General features: G+C 69.4%; 14 protein-coding genes and 1 riboswitch. Of the genes, 4 read left to right on the top strand and 10 right to left on the bottom strand.

What is annotated here, in order from left to right:
* Positions 1-107: 107 nt before the first annotated feature.
* The 10 genes from HWX00_RS27485 to HWX00_RS27440 all read right to left on the bottom strand — a co-directional run bounded on the left by HWX00_RS27485 (position 108) and on the right by HWX00_RS27440 (position 7702).
* Positions 108-383, bottom strand: coding sequence for an STAS domain-containing protein (locus HWX00_RS27485; RefSeq protein ID WP_034189821.1), 276 nt, complete (start codon positions 381-383; stop codon positions 108-110).
* Positions 380-1009, bottom strand: coding sequence for an MlaC/ttg2D family ABC transporter substrate-binding protein (locus HWX00_RS27480; protein WP_034189861.1), 630 nt, complete (start codon positions 1007-1009; stop codon positions 380-382). The genes HWX00_RS27485 and HWX00_RS27480 overlap by 4 nt, the downstream gene beginning before the upstream one ends.
* A 111-nt stretch (positions 1010-1120) precedes the next feature.
* Complete coding sequence (locus HWX00_RS27475) at positions 1121-2077, bottom strand: MlaA family lipoprotein (protein WP_059557092.1); 957 nt, start codon at positions 2075-2077, stop codon at positions 1121-1123.
* 31 nt (positions 2078-2108) lie between these two features.
* The gene (mlaD, locus tag HWX00_RS27470) at positions 2109-2666 is read right to left on the bottom strand and encodes an outer membrane lipid asymmetry maintenance protein MlaD (RefSeq protein WP_175027123.1); all 558 of its coding nucleotides are present in this window, start codon (positions 2664-2666) and stop codon (positions 2109-2111) included.
* Between the two features lie 24 nt (positions 2667-2690).
* The gene (mlaE, locus tag HWX00_RS27465) at positions 2691-3458 is read right to left on the bottom strand and encodes a lipid asymmetry maintenance ABC transporter permease subunit MlaE (RefSeq protein WP_175027122.1); all 768 of its coding nucleotides are present in this window, start codon (positions 3456-3458) and stop codon (positions 2691-2693) included.
* Positions 3455-4276 carry an ABC transporter ATP-binding protein gene (locus HWX00_RS27460; protein ID WP_006477138.1) on the bottom strand — a complete coding sequence of 274 codons (822 nt, stop codon included), beginning with the start codon at positions 4274-4276 and terminating at the stop codon, positions 3455-3457. The genes mlaE and HWX00_RS27460 overlap by 4 nt, the downstream gene beginning before the upstream one ends.
* A gap of 84 nt (positions 4277-4360) precedes the next feature.
* On the bottom strand, positions 4361-5485 hold the full coding sequence (thiE, locus tag HWX00_RS27455; protein ID WP_175027121.1) for a thiamine phosphate synthase: 1125 nt from the start codon (positions 5483-5485) through the stop codon (positions 4361-4363).
* The gene (locus tag HWX00_RS27450; protein WP_034189825.1) at positions 5482-6297 is read right to left on the bottom strand and encodes a thiazole synthase; all 816 of its coding nucleotides are present in this window, start codon (positions 6295-6297) and stop codon (positions 5482-5484) included. The genes thiE and HWX00_RS27450 overlap by 4 nt, the downstream gene beginning before the upstream one ends.
* A gap of 38 nt (positions 6298-6335) precedes the next feature.
* Positions 6336-6533, bottom strand: a complete 198-nt coding sequence (thiS, locus tag HWX00_RS27445; RefSeq protein WP_027783340.1) for a sulfur carrier protein ThiS — start codon at positions 6531-6533, stop codon at positions 6336-6338.
* A 32-nt stretch (positions 6534-6565) separates the two neighbouring features.
* Positions 6566-7702, bottom strand: a complete 1137-nt coding sequence (locus HWX00_RS27440) for an FAD-dependent oxidoreductase (RefSeq protein WP_059557075.1) — start codon at positions 7700-7702, stop codon at positions 6566-6568.
* A 225-nt stretch (positions 7703-7927) separates the two neighbouring features.
* Positions 7928-8051, bottom strand: a riboswitch (TPP riboswitch).
* A 269-nt stretch (positions 8052-8320) separates the two neighbouring features.
* On the opposite strand from HWX00_RS27440, the gene HWX00_RS27435 reads away from it, so the two are divergent.
* From HWX00_RS27435 to HWX00_RS27420, 4 genes are all read left to right on the top strand, one after another.
* Positions 8321-10090, top strand: coding sequence for an ABC transporter ATP-binding protein/permease (locus HWX00_RS27435; protein WP_034189827.1), 1770 nt, complete (start codon positions 8321-8323; stop codon positions 10088-10090).
* Positions 10087-10851, top strand: a complete 765-nt coding sequence (locus tag HWX00_RS27430; RefSeq protein WP_124609862.1) for an SDR family NAD(P)-dependent oxidoreductase — start codon at positions 10087-10089, stop codon at positions 10849-10851. Before HWX00_RS27435 ends, HWX00_RS27430 begins: the two co-directional genes overlap by 4 nt.
* A 123-nt stretch (positions 10852-10974) precedes the next feature.
* A complete protein-coding gene (locus HWX00_RS27425; protein ID WP_175027120.1) occupies positions 10975-12237 on the top strand; it encodes an MFS transporter in 1263 nt (420 codons plus the stop codon).
* 25 nt (positions 12238-12262) lie between these two features.
* Entirely contained in the window at positions 12263-13546 is a 1284-nt protein-coding gene (locus HWX00_RS27420; RefSeq protein ID WP_049030990.1) for a D-amino acid dehydrogenase, read from the top strand.
* Positions 13547-13559: the final 13 nt, after the last annotated feature.

Raw genomic sequence — 13559 nt, 5'->3', positions numbered from 1 at the left:
CAAAACGCTTGATTATAGGGCAAACCGGCTGGGGGAGCCGGCGCCGGAGGCGCGCGGCCTGACGCGTGCGCGCGCCAGCTGGCGCGGCAGGCTCCGGTCGGACAGGGTCAATGTCGCCCGGTGCCGTCGATGAGCGCGTCGACGCCGTAGGCGCGCGCGAGGCTGGCGAGCTTCGGCGGGAGATTGAGGATGTCGAGGGTCGCGCCGCGCGACATGGCGGCACGTTGCCATGCGAGCAGCACGGCGAGCGCGGACGAGTCGAACTGCGTCAGCGCCGCGCAATCGACGGCGGTGGCGCCCGCGCCGATGCGCGCAAGACCGTCCGCGAGCGCGGACTTCGCGCTCGCGACGGTCAGCGAGGAGCCGGCTTCGAAGCCGCTCACGACGCTTGCTTGCCGGCGGCAAGTTGCTGGTTGCGCTGCGTCAGGAACTGGATCAGGCCGTCCACGCCGCTTTGCTGGATCTTTTCGTTGAACTGCTGCTGGTACGTCTGGATCAGCCACGCGCCGAGCACGTTCAGGTCATACACCTTCCAGCCGTTCGCCGACTTGTACAGGCGGTAATCGATCTGGACCGGCTGGCCGTTGTTCATCGCGACCGTCTTGACCACGACATCGGTATCGGCCGGATCGGCGCGGAACGGCGGGTACTGGATCTGCTGGTCCGGCTTCAGCTGCGCCAGCGCGCCCGAGTACGTGCGGATCAGCAGCAGCTTGAACTGCTCCTGAACCTGCTGCTGCTGCTCGGCCGTTGCCGTGCGCCAGTTGCGGCCCATCGCGAGCTGCGTGGTGCGGCGGAAATCGGTGTACGGCAGGATGTCCTTGTTGACGATCGAGATGATGCGGTTGGTGTCGCCCTGCTTGATCGTCTGCTGCTTGACTTCGTCGAGCACCTGCTGCGTCGCCGTCTTGATCAGCGACTGCGGGTTCGACTGGTCGACTTGCGCGTGAGCCGCGCTGCCGAACGAGAACAGCGCCGCGAATACGGGGATCAGGAACAGTTTTTTCATCATAGTGACCTGCATGAATGAGTCGATGCGAAGGTTGGAGCAGGTAGCTTACGCGCAAGTTCGCGCACGCTACCGACTGAATCGTTTCCGGCTGTAACGAATGTAAATCCGTCAGTGCAGCCGGATGCTCGGGAAGCGGAACCCGCCCGGCGACGGCGGCGCCACCTGCATCGCCGGCACGTTCGTTTCGCTGGCCGGATTCGGTCCTTCGGCCGTGCCCGAGGCCGGCGCGGCAACCGCCGCGCCCGATGCCCCCGCCGGCGCGGTCGCGCCGCTCACCGCTGCCGCGCCCGCCGTACCGGCCGCCGCCGGTGCCGCGCCGTCGTCCGGCAGATCGTACTTCGGCAGCGCGTCGTTGCTCGACGTCGCGGCGGCCTCGCCGCGCGCGTTGCTGATCAGCATCTGGCGGCGCTGCAGGTACGCGTTGCGCACGAACGAATACTTGTCGAGCGCCGCGGCATCCAGCACGTCGCCCGCGCCGAGCAGGTTCGCACGCGTGTTGACGAGGTTGACGCCGAACAGGCCCCAGCTCAGGCCGTCCGGCTTCACGTAGGTGAGCGGATTGCCGACGTAGTCGACGCCGAGGCCGGCCGTGTCGCGCAGCGTGCTCGGGCCGAGCAGCGGCAGCACGAGGTACGGGCCCGACGGCATGCCGTAGCGGCCCATCGTGATCCCGAAATCGGCCGTGTGCTTCGGCAGCTTCGCGATCGTCGCGACGTCGAACAGGCCGCCGACGCCGAACACCGTGTTGATCACGACGCGCATGATGTCGCCGACGCCGTCCGCGATCCGCAGCTGCACGATGTTGTTCGCCGCGATGTAGACGTCGCCGATGTTCGAGAAGAAGTTCGTCACGCTGTCGCGCACCGGCTGCGGCACCACGTACTGGTAGCCCTTCGCGACCGGTTTCAGCGCGTAGGTGTCGACCGTGTCGTTGAACTTGTACATCGTCCGGTTGAAGCCTTCGAGCGGATCGCCCTTGGTCGGCGTCTGCACGGTCGCGCAGCCGCTCAACGCGGCGGCTGCCGCTATCGCCAGCGCGGCGTGCCTGATGCGGATCGTCTGCATGGTCATTACCCTCTTCTATTCTCTCGTGTGGTTATTGGGCCGCCGAACCGGACGCGGCGGACACCGCCGACGCCGACGCCGGCACCGCCACCGGAGCCGCCGCGCCGGCTGCCGGCTTCGCACCGCCCGCATCGGCGGCCTTGCTGTACAGGAACTGGCCGATCAGGTTCTCGAGCACGATCGCCGACTGCGTCATCGAGATCGTATCGCCCGACTTCAGCATTTCCGTGTCGCCGCCCGGATCGAGGCCGATGTATTGCTCGCCGAGCAGGCCCGACGTCAGGATCTTCGCCGACGAATCCTTCGGGAACGGGTACTGGCCGTCGATGTCGATCGTCACCAGCGCCTGGTACGTGTTCGTGTCGAAGCCGATCGACTTCACGCGGCCGACCACGACGCCGGCACTCTTCACGGCCGCGCGCGGCTTCAGCCCGCCGATATTGTCGAATTTCATCCGGACCGAGTAGGTCGGCTGAAACGACAGCGAGCTCATGTTGCCGACCTTCAGCGCCAGGAACAGCACCGCAAGGAAGCCCACCACCACGAACAGGCCGACCCAGAAGTCGAGAGCAGTCTTTTTCATCGTCATCCCAAAATTTGGCTTGACTGAGGCTTAGCTGAACATCAGCGCGGTCAGCAGGAAATCGAGGCCGAGTACGGCGAGCGACGCGAACACGACCGTCTTGGTGGTCGCGCGCGACACGCCTTCGGGCGTGGGCTTCGCTTCATACCCCTGATACAGCGCAATGAAGGTCACGGCGAACCCGAACACGATGCTCTTCAGCACGCCGTTGCCGACGTCGGCCCAGACCTGGACCCCGCCCTGCATCTGCGACCAGAACGCGCCCGGATCGACGCCGATCAGCACGACGCCGACGAAGTAGCCGCCGAGCACACCGACCGCGTTGAAGATCGCCGCGAGCAGCGGCATCGCGATGATGCCCGCCCACATGCGCGGCGCGATCACCGTCTTGATCGGGTCCACCGCCATCATTTCGAGCGCGGTGAGCTGCTCGCCGGCCTTCATCAGGCCGATCTCGGCCGTGAGCGACGTGCCCGCGCGGCCCGCGAACAGCAGCGCGGTGACGACCGGGCCGAGCTCGCGCACGAGCGACAGCGCGACCAGCAGGCCGAGCGCCTGCTCGGACCCGTAGCGGTTCAGCGTGTAATAGCCCTGCAGGCCGAGCACGAAGCCGACGAACAGCCCCGACACGGCAATGATCACGAACGAATAGTTGCCGAGGAAGTGGATCTGCTTCGTGACCAGCCGCGGCCGGCGCAGCAGCGGGAAGAATTGCAGCACGAGGCGTGCGAACAGCCGCGTGCCGTAGCCCGCGCGCTCGAGGCCGCCGATGACGTAACGTCCGATCGCGCTGATCATGCGCGCCCTCCGCCGAGCCCGAAATCCGCTGCAAGCGGCGGGCTCGTGTAATGAAATTTGAACGGGCCGTCCGGCGCGCCGTCGATGAACTGCCGCACGCTCGGATCGGTCGACGCGCGCAGCTCGTCGGGTGTGCCCTGCGCGAGCACGCCGCCGTTGGCCAGAAAGTACACGTAGTCGGCGATCGCGAACGATTCCGGCACGTCGTGCGTGACGAGGATCGAGGTCGCGCCGAGCGCCTGGTTCAGCGTGCGGATCAGGTTCGCGGTGATGCCGAGCGAGATCGGGTCGAGGCCGGCGAACGGCTCGTCGTACATGATGAGCTGCGGATCGAGCGCGATCGCGCGGGCGAGCGCGATCCGGCGCGCCATCCCGCCCGACACCTCGGACGGCATCAGGTCGCGCGCGCCGCGCAGGCCGACCGCGTTGAGCTTCATCAGCACGAGGTCGCGGATCAGGTCTTCGGGCAGGTCGGTATGCTCGCGCAGCGCGAACGCGACGTTCTCGAACACCGACATGTCGGTAAACAACGCGCCGAACTGGAACAGCATGCCCATCTTGCGGCGCAGCGCGTACAGGCCGTCGCGCGTTTGCGCGCCGACGTCGGCGCCGTCGAACAGCACCTGGCCGCGGCGCGCGCGCACGAGGCCGCCGATCAGGCGCAGCACGGTGGTCTTGCCGCAACCCGAGCCGCCCATGACCGCGACGACCTGCCCGCGCCCGAAGCGCAGGTTCAGGTTGGACAGGACGAGGCGGTCGCCGTAGCCAAAGTCGACGTCGCGAAGTTCCAGCAGGGTCTCGGTAGGAGTGGGGCTCACGGAGCTGACAGTCCTTTTACGCAGAACGCCGAATTATAGGGCCTGCATTGGAATGATGTCGTGACGCCGTTCCGGGCCCGGCGGTCAATGATTGTCAAATTGTCCGGGAAAACATTGCTGCAGCGCAATAAGCGCCGTCCGATAATCGGCGGCGCCCGTGACCGCGCTGACCACCGCGACGCTGCCGACGCCCGTCGCCAGCACGGCCGGCAGCGTGTCGAGCCCCACCCCGCCGATCGCGACGAGCGGCGCCCGCGCGCTGGCGAAGCGCGCGTAGCGGGCAATCCGCGCGAGGCCCTGGGGCGGCGCGGCGACGGCCTTCGTGGCGGTCGCGTAGACGGGGCCGAGCGCGAGGTAGCTCGGGCGCGCGTGCAACGCTCGCAACATCTCGTAATAACTGTGGCTCGAAAGTCCGAGCCGCAGGCCCGCGCGCGCGATCGCGGCCAGATCGGCCGTTTCGAGGTCCTCCTGACCCAGATGAACGCCGTACGCGCCTTCATCTACCGCGATCTGCCAGTGATCGTTGATGAACACGCGCGCATCGGGATAACGACGCCCCGCCGCGACCGCACGCGCGATTTCGCGGCGCAGCGCGTCCGGCGTCGCGCCTTTCACGCGCAGTTGCACGGTCCGCGCACCGCCCTCGAGCACGCGCTCGACCCACGCCGCGTCCGGCACGACCGGATAGAGGCCGAGTTGCGCGGGGCACGGCGCGAATGCCGGCTCCGGCGCGGGCGGCAGCCCGGCGACACGCGGAAACCGCGCGGCATCGACCGGCCACGCGTCGGCGGCACGCGTCTCGTCGCCGTCTTGCCACGCCAGCGCGAGCACCAGCGCGTCGACCGGCGCGAAGCCGCAATCGAGGAAGGCGGCGAGCGCCGCGATCCAGTCGTCCGCGAGCGGATGCGCGGCTTCGAGCGCGTAACGCGCGCCCGCCGCATGCAGCACCGCACCCTGCTCGTCGAATTCGATCGCGACCGCCTCCGGCGAGGCCGGCCGCGACGCGGCCGACGCGCGCGCCTGCGCGGCGCGGTCGCCGGCGGACACGATCAGCACGTCGCCGTCGGACGGCACGTCGGGCGCCGCCACGCAGAGCCGCCACGGCGCCGCGCCGTCCGGCCAGTCGCCGAGGCGGGCGCGAATCCGTTCGGCCGCTTCGGCCAGCTCGTCGGCCGGCGGCCAGAATGCGTCGGCGAAGCGCGCGCTCATGCGCCGCCCCCGTCCTGGTGCCAGAACGGCATCCCGACGACCGGCGTGCTCGCGTGCGCGGTCTCGCGTGCGTCCATCGGCCCGGCCAGGTACGCGGCGCGCCCCGCCTCGACGCCCTGCGCGAACGCGCGCGCCATGATCTCCGGGTGCGTGGCCTGCGACACGGCCGTGTTCAGCAGCACGCCGTCGAAGCCCCACTCCATCACCTGGCACGCGTGCGACGGTACGCCGAGCCCCGCATCGACGATCAGCGGCACGTCCGGCAGCCGCTCGCGCAGCACGCGCAGGCCGTACGGGTTCACGATGCCCTTGCCCGTGCCGATCGGCGCGCCCCACGGCATCAGCGCCTCGCAGCCGACGTCGAGCAGGCGCCGGCCGATCACGAGATCCTCGGTGCAGTACGGCAGCACCTTGAAGCCGTCCTTGACCAGTTGCGCGGCGGCCTCGATCAACCCGACCGGATCGGGCTGCAGCGTGTAGTCGTCGCCGATCAGCTCGAGCTTGATCCAGTCGGTGCCGAACACCTCGCGCGCCATGTGCGCGGTCGTCACGGCCTCGGCGACGGTCTGGCAGCCGGCCGTGTTCGGCAGCAGCGGCACCGCGTGGCGCTTGAGCAGGTCGAAGAAGCCGGCTTCTGCGGTGCCGCCCGTCATCTGGCGGCGCAGCGCGACCGTCACCATCCCGGGACGCGACGCGTCGATCGAATCGGACAGCGACTGCAGCGACGGATAACGCGACGTGCCGAGCAGCACGCGGCTTGCGAAGGTTTCGCCGTACAGCGTCAGCGCGTCGGCGGAGGTGAGGGACGTCATGTCGTTTTCCTGGAAGAGCGGGGACGAACCGGCGGCGCTCAGCCGCCCGCGACGGGGTGCACGACGTCGAGCTTGTCGCCCGCCGCGAGCGCGCGCGCCGCATGCTGCGTGCGCGCGACGAAATTGCCGTTCAGCGCGACCGCGTACGGCGGCCGCGCGCCGTACGCGGCGAGCGCGTCGGCCACCGTCGCGCCGTCGGGCAGCGTCAGCGTCTGTTGGTTGATCTGGATATCCATGAGGCTCGGTCGGATTCGGTCGGCGGCGCGCGTCAGGCCGGCTGGCGCGCGTCGCTGCGGTGATGAAGGAGCGTCGGCCAACGCGCGGCGTCGCGCCACGCGGCGAACGCGTCGGCATCGCCCAGCGCGCCGCCGAGCGCGGCTTGCGCGCACGCGACGGCTGCCTGCGCGACTTCCGGCGCGATCATGAAGCCGTGCCGGTACAGGCCGTTGACGGCGAGTGTCGATGCGCCGTCCCAGATCACCGCCGGGCGGTGATCGGGCAGCGTCGGCCGGCACTGCGCGTTGAGTTCGAGAATGCGTGCCTCGCCGAACGCCGGATGCACGGAGAACGCCGCGCTCAGCAGTTCGAGCGCGGAGCGCACGCTGACGGGCGACATGTCCTCGCCCTCCACCTCGGTCGCGCCGATCACATAGAGATCGTCCTGCTTCGGCGCGATGTACAGCGGGTAGCGCGGATGCAGCAGCCGCACGGGCCGCGTGAGCCCGATGCCGGGCGCATGCACGCGCGCGACTTCGCCGCGGATGCCGCGCAGCGCGGGCAGCGCGGATTTCGCGCCGAGCCCGCGGCAATCGATCGTGAAATGCGCGGCGGGCAGGTTGGCATCGTCGATCGCGACGTGCCAGCGGAGATCGACGCCGCGTTCGGCGAGGCCCGCCGCCAGCGCGCGCAGCGCCTGGCGATTGTCGAGCTGCCCTTCGCGCGGCAGCAGCAGGCCGCGGGCGAAACGGCCCGCGAGCGTGGGCTCGGCCGCATCGACCTGCGCGCCGGCGAGCGTCACGAAACCGCCGTCGAGCAGGTCGGCCGGCGCGTTCGCGCGCACCCGCCGCTCGAACAGCGGCGCCTCCGCGCGGTCCGCGTGGTGCCAGACGACGAGCGTGCCGTGATGCTGGAAAAAAACGGGTTCGGGCAGTTCCGCGAGCCATTGCGGCCAGCGTTCGAGCGACGCGGCGCCGAGCTCGGTGATCAGCCGTTCCGCGCTCGCCGCTTCCGCGAGCGGCGCGAGCATCGCGGCCGCGATCCAGGCAGCCGACTGCTCGCCGTCCGGGCCGCCGCGCTCGTACAGCGCGACGCGATGCCCGTCGCCCGCGAGCCGCCACGCGATCAGGCGGCCGACGAGGCCGCCGCCGAGCACCGCGAAATCGGGCCGTGCATCCTGGACGTTCATCGCGCGCCCTCCGCGCGAATACGCACGACGAGCGTCGACGCGCGCGCGCCGCCCCATGCGAACGCGTGCGGCATCGGGGCGGGAATCAAGCAAAAGACTGAAGATTGTGCGGTCATCATTCCTTCCGTAACGCGCAATGCGCGTACCCAAAAGGACGAAACCGGCAGCAAAGGCCGGCCGGGCGGGACTCGGGCGCTGACCATATGGGATGGCGGCCAGCGCGGCCCGGCGGGATCAGAAACTTCCCTCGCCGGTATTACCCGGATCGGGTGCAAAGGGTTTTTCTCAGCCTCGCCGCGCCGCCCGGAACATCCGCCGGCCGCGCCACGAAGCACCCCTGTTTCGTCGTCGGCCATTAGACCATAAAAGCCGAAAGCGCCGCAAACTGTCCCCGTGGGGCAAATTCGCCGTCGGCCCGCGCCGCTCTGGCACAATGCCCGCAGGCCGGCCGCGCGAGCGGCCGGTTGCCGCGTCACCGCCGGCCCTTAAGCGCCGTTTAAGACGCGCGGGCGACCATCGCTGCGCCCGCCGTCCGTCGGCGCCGCGCCCCGGCATGCCGTATCGCGGCGCGCGCCCGGCTTCGCCCGGCCCGCGCGCCGGCTACTCATCAGGAAGCACATGACCCAATCGATCGATCCCGTCCGCTCCGCCTCCGACGCGCCGCAGGACGAGCGCCCGGTATCCGCATGGAGCCTCATCAAGCCCTACTGGGTATCGTCCGAATGGAAAATCGCGTGGGGCCTGCTGGTCACGATCATCGCGATCAACCTCTGCGTGGTCTGGATCAACGTCCGGCTGAACAAGTGGAACGCCGAGTTCTACAACGCGCTGCAGTCGAAGGACGTCCACGACTTCCCGAATCTGCTGATGCAGTTCTCCGCGCTCGCGTTCGCGTTCATCATCCTCGCGGTGTACGGCCGCTACCTGCGGCAGCTGCTCGGCTTCCGCTGGCGCCAGTGGCTCACCGACCGCTTCCTCGGCCAGTGGCTCGGCGATCGCGCGTTCTACCGGATCGAACGCGACCGCCTCGCGGACAACCCCGACCAGCGGATCACCGACGACCTCCAGTCGTTCGCGACCACGACGCTCGCGCTGTCGCTCGACCTGCTGTCGACGGTCGTCACGCTCGTGTCGTTCATCACGATCCTGTGGTCGCTCGCCGGTGCGCTGACGTTCACGCTCGGCGCGACGCCGATCTCGATTCCCGGCTACATGGTGTGGGCGGCCGCGCTGTACGCGGTGATCGGCTCGCTGATCATCCAGAAGGTCGGCCATCCGTTGGTGTCGATCAACTACCAGCAGCAGCGCGTCGAGGCCGATTTCCGCTTCGGGCTGATCCGCGTGCGCGAGAACGCCGAGCAGATCGCGTTCTACGACGGCGAGAAGACCGAGGCGGCCAACGCGCAGGGCCTCTTCATGCGCATCCGCGACAACTGGTGGCGCGTGATGAAGTACACGAAGCGGCTCACGTTCGTGCTGAGCTTCTACGGGCAGATCGCGATCATCTTCCCGCTCGTCGTCGCCGCGCCGCGCTATTTCGCGGGCGCGTTCTCGTTCGGCGTGCTGATGCAGATCTCGTCCGCGTTCGGCACCGTCAGCGATTCGTTCTCGTGGTTCATCAACAGCTACTCGACCCTTGTCGAATGGCGCGCCACCGTCAACCGTCTGCGCGAATTCAAGCGCGTGATGGGCACGTCGCACCTGAAGGAAAGCCTGTCGCCCGCGACCGAGCACGGCGGCATCAACCTGCACTACATCGACGACGCGAAGCTGTCGACGTCGGCGCTGAAGCTCGCGCTGCCGAACGGCAACGCGCTCGCCGACATCGGCAACGTGACGATCGAGCCGGGCTCGCGCTGGCTCGTGATCGGCAAGTCGGGTTCCGGCAAGAGCACGTTCATGCGCGCGCTCGCGGGCCTGTGGCCGTTCGGCGACGGTGCGATCGATGCGCCGGTCGGCGCGCGGATGATGTTCGTGCCGCAGACGAGCTACCTGCCGATCGGCACGCTGAAGGCCGCGCTCACCTATCCGGCGACACCCGACACGTTCAGCGACGAAGCCTGCCGCGACGCGCTGCGCGCGTGCCGCCTCGAGGATTACGTCGAGCGCCTAGACGAGACCGCGCACTGGACGCGCGTGCTGTCGCCCGGCGAGCAGCAGCGTCTTGCCGGCGCGCGCGTGCTGCTGCACAAGCCCGACTTCCTGTTCCTCGACGAAGCCACCAGCGCGCTCGACGCCGACAACGAGGCACGCCTGTATCACCTGTTCGCCGAACGGCTGCCGAAGGCCGCGATCGTCAGCATCGCGCACCGCGAGTCGCTGGCCGCGTTCCACGTCGGCACGATCAACGTCGAACGCGCGAACGCCGGCGACAAGGTCGCCGCGTGAGCGCACGCGCGCGCATCGCGCTGATCACCGGCGCAGGCGCGGGGATCGGCGCGGCGCTCGCACGACGGCTCGCGGCGCCCGGCATCGCGCTGGCGCTGCATGCGCGCGGCGCGGACGATTCCGCGCGGGCGCGGCTCGCCGAAGTCGCCCGTGCGTGCACGACGGCCGGCGCCGAATGCATCACGCTGACCGGCGATCTCGGCGAACCGGGTCTTGCCGCCGCGCTCGTCGATACCACCGCCACGCGCTTCGGCGGGCTCGACCAGCTCGTCGCGAACGCCGGCTTCGCCGCGCGGCAATCCTTTTCCGATCTTTCCGCGGACACGCTCGCGTGCGCCTTCACGGCGATGCCCGGCGCGTTCTCGGCGCTCGCGGGCCGCGCGCGGCCGCTGCTCGAAGCGTCGGTCGCCCCGCGCATCGTCGCGGTCAGCTCGTTCGTCGCGCACCGTTACCGCGCCGATGCGCCGTTCGCGGCGACCGCCGCCGCGAAAGCCGCGCTCGAATCGCTCGTGCGCTCGGCGGCCGCCGAATTCGCCGCGCGCGGCATCACCGTGAACGCCGTCGCGCCGGGCTTCACGCGCAAGGACCACGGCCCGAGCGCCGGCAACGCCGCCGCGTGGGCGCAGGCCGAACAGGCGACACCGCTCGGCCGGATCGCCGAACCCGACGATGTCGCCGCGCTGATCGCATTCCTGTTGTCCGATGCGGCGCGGCAGATCACCGGCCAGGTCATTCACGTCGACGGCGGCCTGACGCTCTGACGCGTCCTTCCCTCCCCCTCCTTGCCCGCACGAACCCGTCCCCGCCTTTTTGGCGCGCGGGGCCGCGCCCGTAAAATAACCGCCACGCGGCAGCGCGAGACAAGACGAGAGGGGGCGGCAAGCATGCAGGCATTCCAGTGGTTCAACGAACTGTCGACGCGCGAGCGCCGGACGCTGTACGCCGGCTTCGGCGGCTACGCGGTCGATGCGTTCGACTTCATGATCTATTCGTTCCTGATTCCGACGCTGATCGCGACCTGGGGCATGTCGAAGAGCGAGGCGGGGATGATCGCGACGAGTTCGCTGATCTCGTCGGCGATCGGCGGCTGGGTCGCCGGCATCCTCGCCGACCGCTATGGCCGCGTGCGCGTGCTGCAGTGGACGATCGCGACGTTCGCGCTGTTCACGTGCCTGTCCGGGTTCACGCATTCGTTCTGGCAGCTGCTCGCCACCCGCACGCTGCAGGGCTTCGGCTTCGGCGGCGAATGGTCGGTCGTGACGATCATGATGGCCGAGACGATCCGCTCGCCCGAGCATCGCGCAAAGGCCGTCGGCACCGTGCAGAGCAGCTGGTCGTTCGGCTGGGGCGCGGCCGCGATCCTCTACTGGGCATTCTTCGCGCTGCTGCCCGAGCAGCTCGCGTGGCGCGCGTGCTTCTGGATCGGCATCGCGCCCGCGCTGTGGATCCTGTACATCCGCCGCAACGTCAACGATCCCGACATCTACACGGCCACGCGCCGCGCGCGCGACGAGGGCCGCGTGTCGGGCCACTTCCTCGAGATCTTCTCGCCGCCGCACCTGCGCGCGACGCTGTTCGGCAGCGCGCTGTGCACCGGCATGCTCGGCGGCTACTACGCGATCACGACGTGGCTGCCCACCTACCTGAAAACCGTCCGCCACCTGTCGGTGTTCAACACGAGCGGCTATCTGGTCGTGCTGATCGTCGGCTCGTTCGTCGGCTACGTGGTCGGCGCGATCCTGTCCGACCGGCTCGGCCGCCGCGCGTCGTTCATCCTGTTCGCGATCGGCTCGTTCTCGCTCGGCATGGCATACACGATGCTGCCGATCACCGATACCGCGATGCTGCTGCTCGGCTTCCCGCTCGGCATCGTCGTGCAGGGGATTTTCGCGGGCGTCGGCGCGTACCTGTCGGAACTGTATCCGGGCGCGATCCGCGGCTCGGGCCAGGGCTTCTGCTACAACCTTGGCCGCGGGCTCGGCTCGTTCTTCCCGATCCTCGTCGGCGCGCTGTCGCAGTCGATGTCGCTCGTGAAGGCGATCGGCCTCGTGGCGGGCGGCGGCTACCTGCTCGTGATCGTCGCCGCGCTCGTGCTGCCGGAAACGCGCGGCAAGTCGCTCGTCGACGATCCGGCCGTCGCGTCGTGATCAACTGCTTCGCCCAGGAAACCGCATGCACGTGATCGTTCTGGGCGCCGGCGTGATCGGCGTCACCACCGCCTGGCACCTGCGCGAAGCAGGCTGCGACGTCACCGTGATCGAACGCGAGGCCGACGTCGCGCGAGCGACGAGCCTCGGCAACGCGGGCGTGATCGCGCCCGGCTACGTGACGCCGTGGGCCGCGCCCGGGATGCCCGGCAAGATCCTCAAGTACCTGTTCAAGCCCGCGTCGCCGCTGATCTTCCGGCCGACGCTCGATGCCGCGCAGTGGCGCTGGATCGCGCGCTGGCTGCGCGAATGCGAGTTCGAACGGTTCCGCGTGAACAAGCAGCGGATGCAGCGCGTCGCGTATTACAGCCGCGCATGCCTGCATGCGTTTCGCGAGCGTTATCCGTTCGACTACGGCGCGAGCCGCGGCTACCTGCAACTGCTGCGCGGCGCGTTCGACGTCGAGATGGTGCAGCCCGCGCTGAAGGTGCTGCGCGACGCCGGCATCGCGTTTCGCGAACTCGACGCGGCCGGCTGCACGGCGATCGAGCCGGGCCTGCGCTGGGCGCGACAGGCGCCTGTCGGCGGCATCTACCTGCCCGACGACGAAGCCGGCGACTGCGCCCGCTTCACGCGCGAACTGCGGGCGCTGTGCGAGGCGAACGGCGTGACGTTCCGCTTTCGCACCGAGATCCGCGCGCTCGACGTCGCGGGCGGCAAGGTGCGCGGCGTGCGGGTCGATTCGCGCGCCGCGGGCGATGCCACGCCACGCGATGCGATGCTCGCCGCCGACGCGATCGTCGTCGCGCTTGGCGTCGACAGCGCCGGCCTGCTGCGGCCGCATGGAATCGACGTGCCGCTGTATCCGGTGAAAGGCTATTCCGCCACGCTCGAAGTCGTCGACGAGGAAAAAGCGCCGTGCGCCGCGCTGATGGACGAATCACTGAAGACGGCGATCACGCGCTTCGGCCCGACGCTGCGCGTCGCGGGCACCGCGGAACTCGGCAACCGGCGCGCGGCGCTGCGTCAGCAGGCGCTCGATACGCTGATGAAGGTGCTCGACGACTGGTTTCCGGCGGCCGCCGATCGGGCCTCGGCGCGCTTCTGGGTCGGCCGCCGGCCGATGACGCCCGACGGGCCTCCGCTGCTGGGCGCCAGCGGGATCGACGGGCTCTGGCTCAACGTCGGCCACGGCTCGACGGGCTGGGCGATGTCGATGGGTTCGGGGAAGGTGCTGGCGGACCTCGTCACCGGACACGAGCCGGAGATCGATCTGTCCGGCCTGACGCTCGCGCGCTACCGACGTTAGAACGCAGCAGGCC

Origin of the sequence: Burkholderia seminalis DSM 23518 (assembly GCF_902832885.1) — a bacterium.
Classification (GTDB): Bacteria; Pseudomonadota; Gammaproteobacteria; order Burkholderiales; family Burkholderiaceae; genus Burkholderia; species Burkholderia seminalis.
Note: the sequence above shows the minus strand (reverse complement) of the source record. Positions and strands in the feature narration are given on the sequence as shown.

Excerpts from the sequence above, each read along its gene's own strand:
- HWX00_RS27480 (WP_034189861.1), bottom strand. The coding sequence starts at position 1,009 with ATGAAAAAACTGTTCCTGATCCCCGTATTCGCGGCGCTGTTCTCGTTC.
- HWX00_RS27475 (WP_059557092.1), bottom strand. The coding sequence starts at position 2,077 with ATGCAGACGATCCGCATCAGGCACGCCGCGCTGGCGATAGCGGCAGCC.
- mlaD (WP_175027123.1), bottom strand. The coding sequence starts at position 2,666 with ATGACGATGAAAAAGACTGCTCTCGACTTCTGGGTCGGCCTGTTCGTG.
- mlaE (WP_175027122.1), bottom strand. The coding sequence starts at position 3,458 with ATGATCAGCGCGATCGGACGTTACGTCATCGGCGGCCTCGAGCGCGCG.
- thiE (WP_175027121.1), bottom strand. The coding sequence starts at position 5,485 with ATGAGCGCGCGCTTCGCCGACGCATTCTGGCCGCCGGCCGACGAGCTG.
- HWX00_RS27450 (WP_034189825.1), bottom strand. The coding sequence starts at position 6,297 with ATGACGTCCCTCACCTCCGCCGACGCGCTGACGCTGTACGGCGAAACC.
- thiS (WP_027783340.1), bottom strand. The coding sequence starts at position 6,533 with ATGGATATCCAGATCAACCAACAGACGCTGACGCTGCCCGACGGCGCG.
- HWX00_RS27440 (WP_059557075.1), bottom strand. The coding sequence starts at position 7,702 with ATGAACGTCCAGGATGCACGGCCCGATTTCGCGGTGCTCGGCGGCGGC.
- HWX00_RS27435 (WP_034189827.1), top strand. The coding sequence starts at position 8,321 with ATGACCCAATCGATCGATCCCGTCCGCTCCGCCTCCGACGCGCCGCAG.
- HWX00_RS27425 (WP_175027120.1), top strand. The coding sequence starts at position 10,975 with ATGCAGGCATTCCAGTGGTTCAACGAACTGTCGACGCGCGAGCGCCGG.
- HWX00_RS27420 (WP_049030990.1), top strand. The coding sequence starts at position 12,263 with ATGCACGTGATCGTTCTGGGCGCCGGCGTGATCGGCGTCACCACCGCC.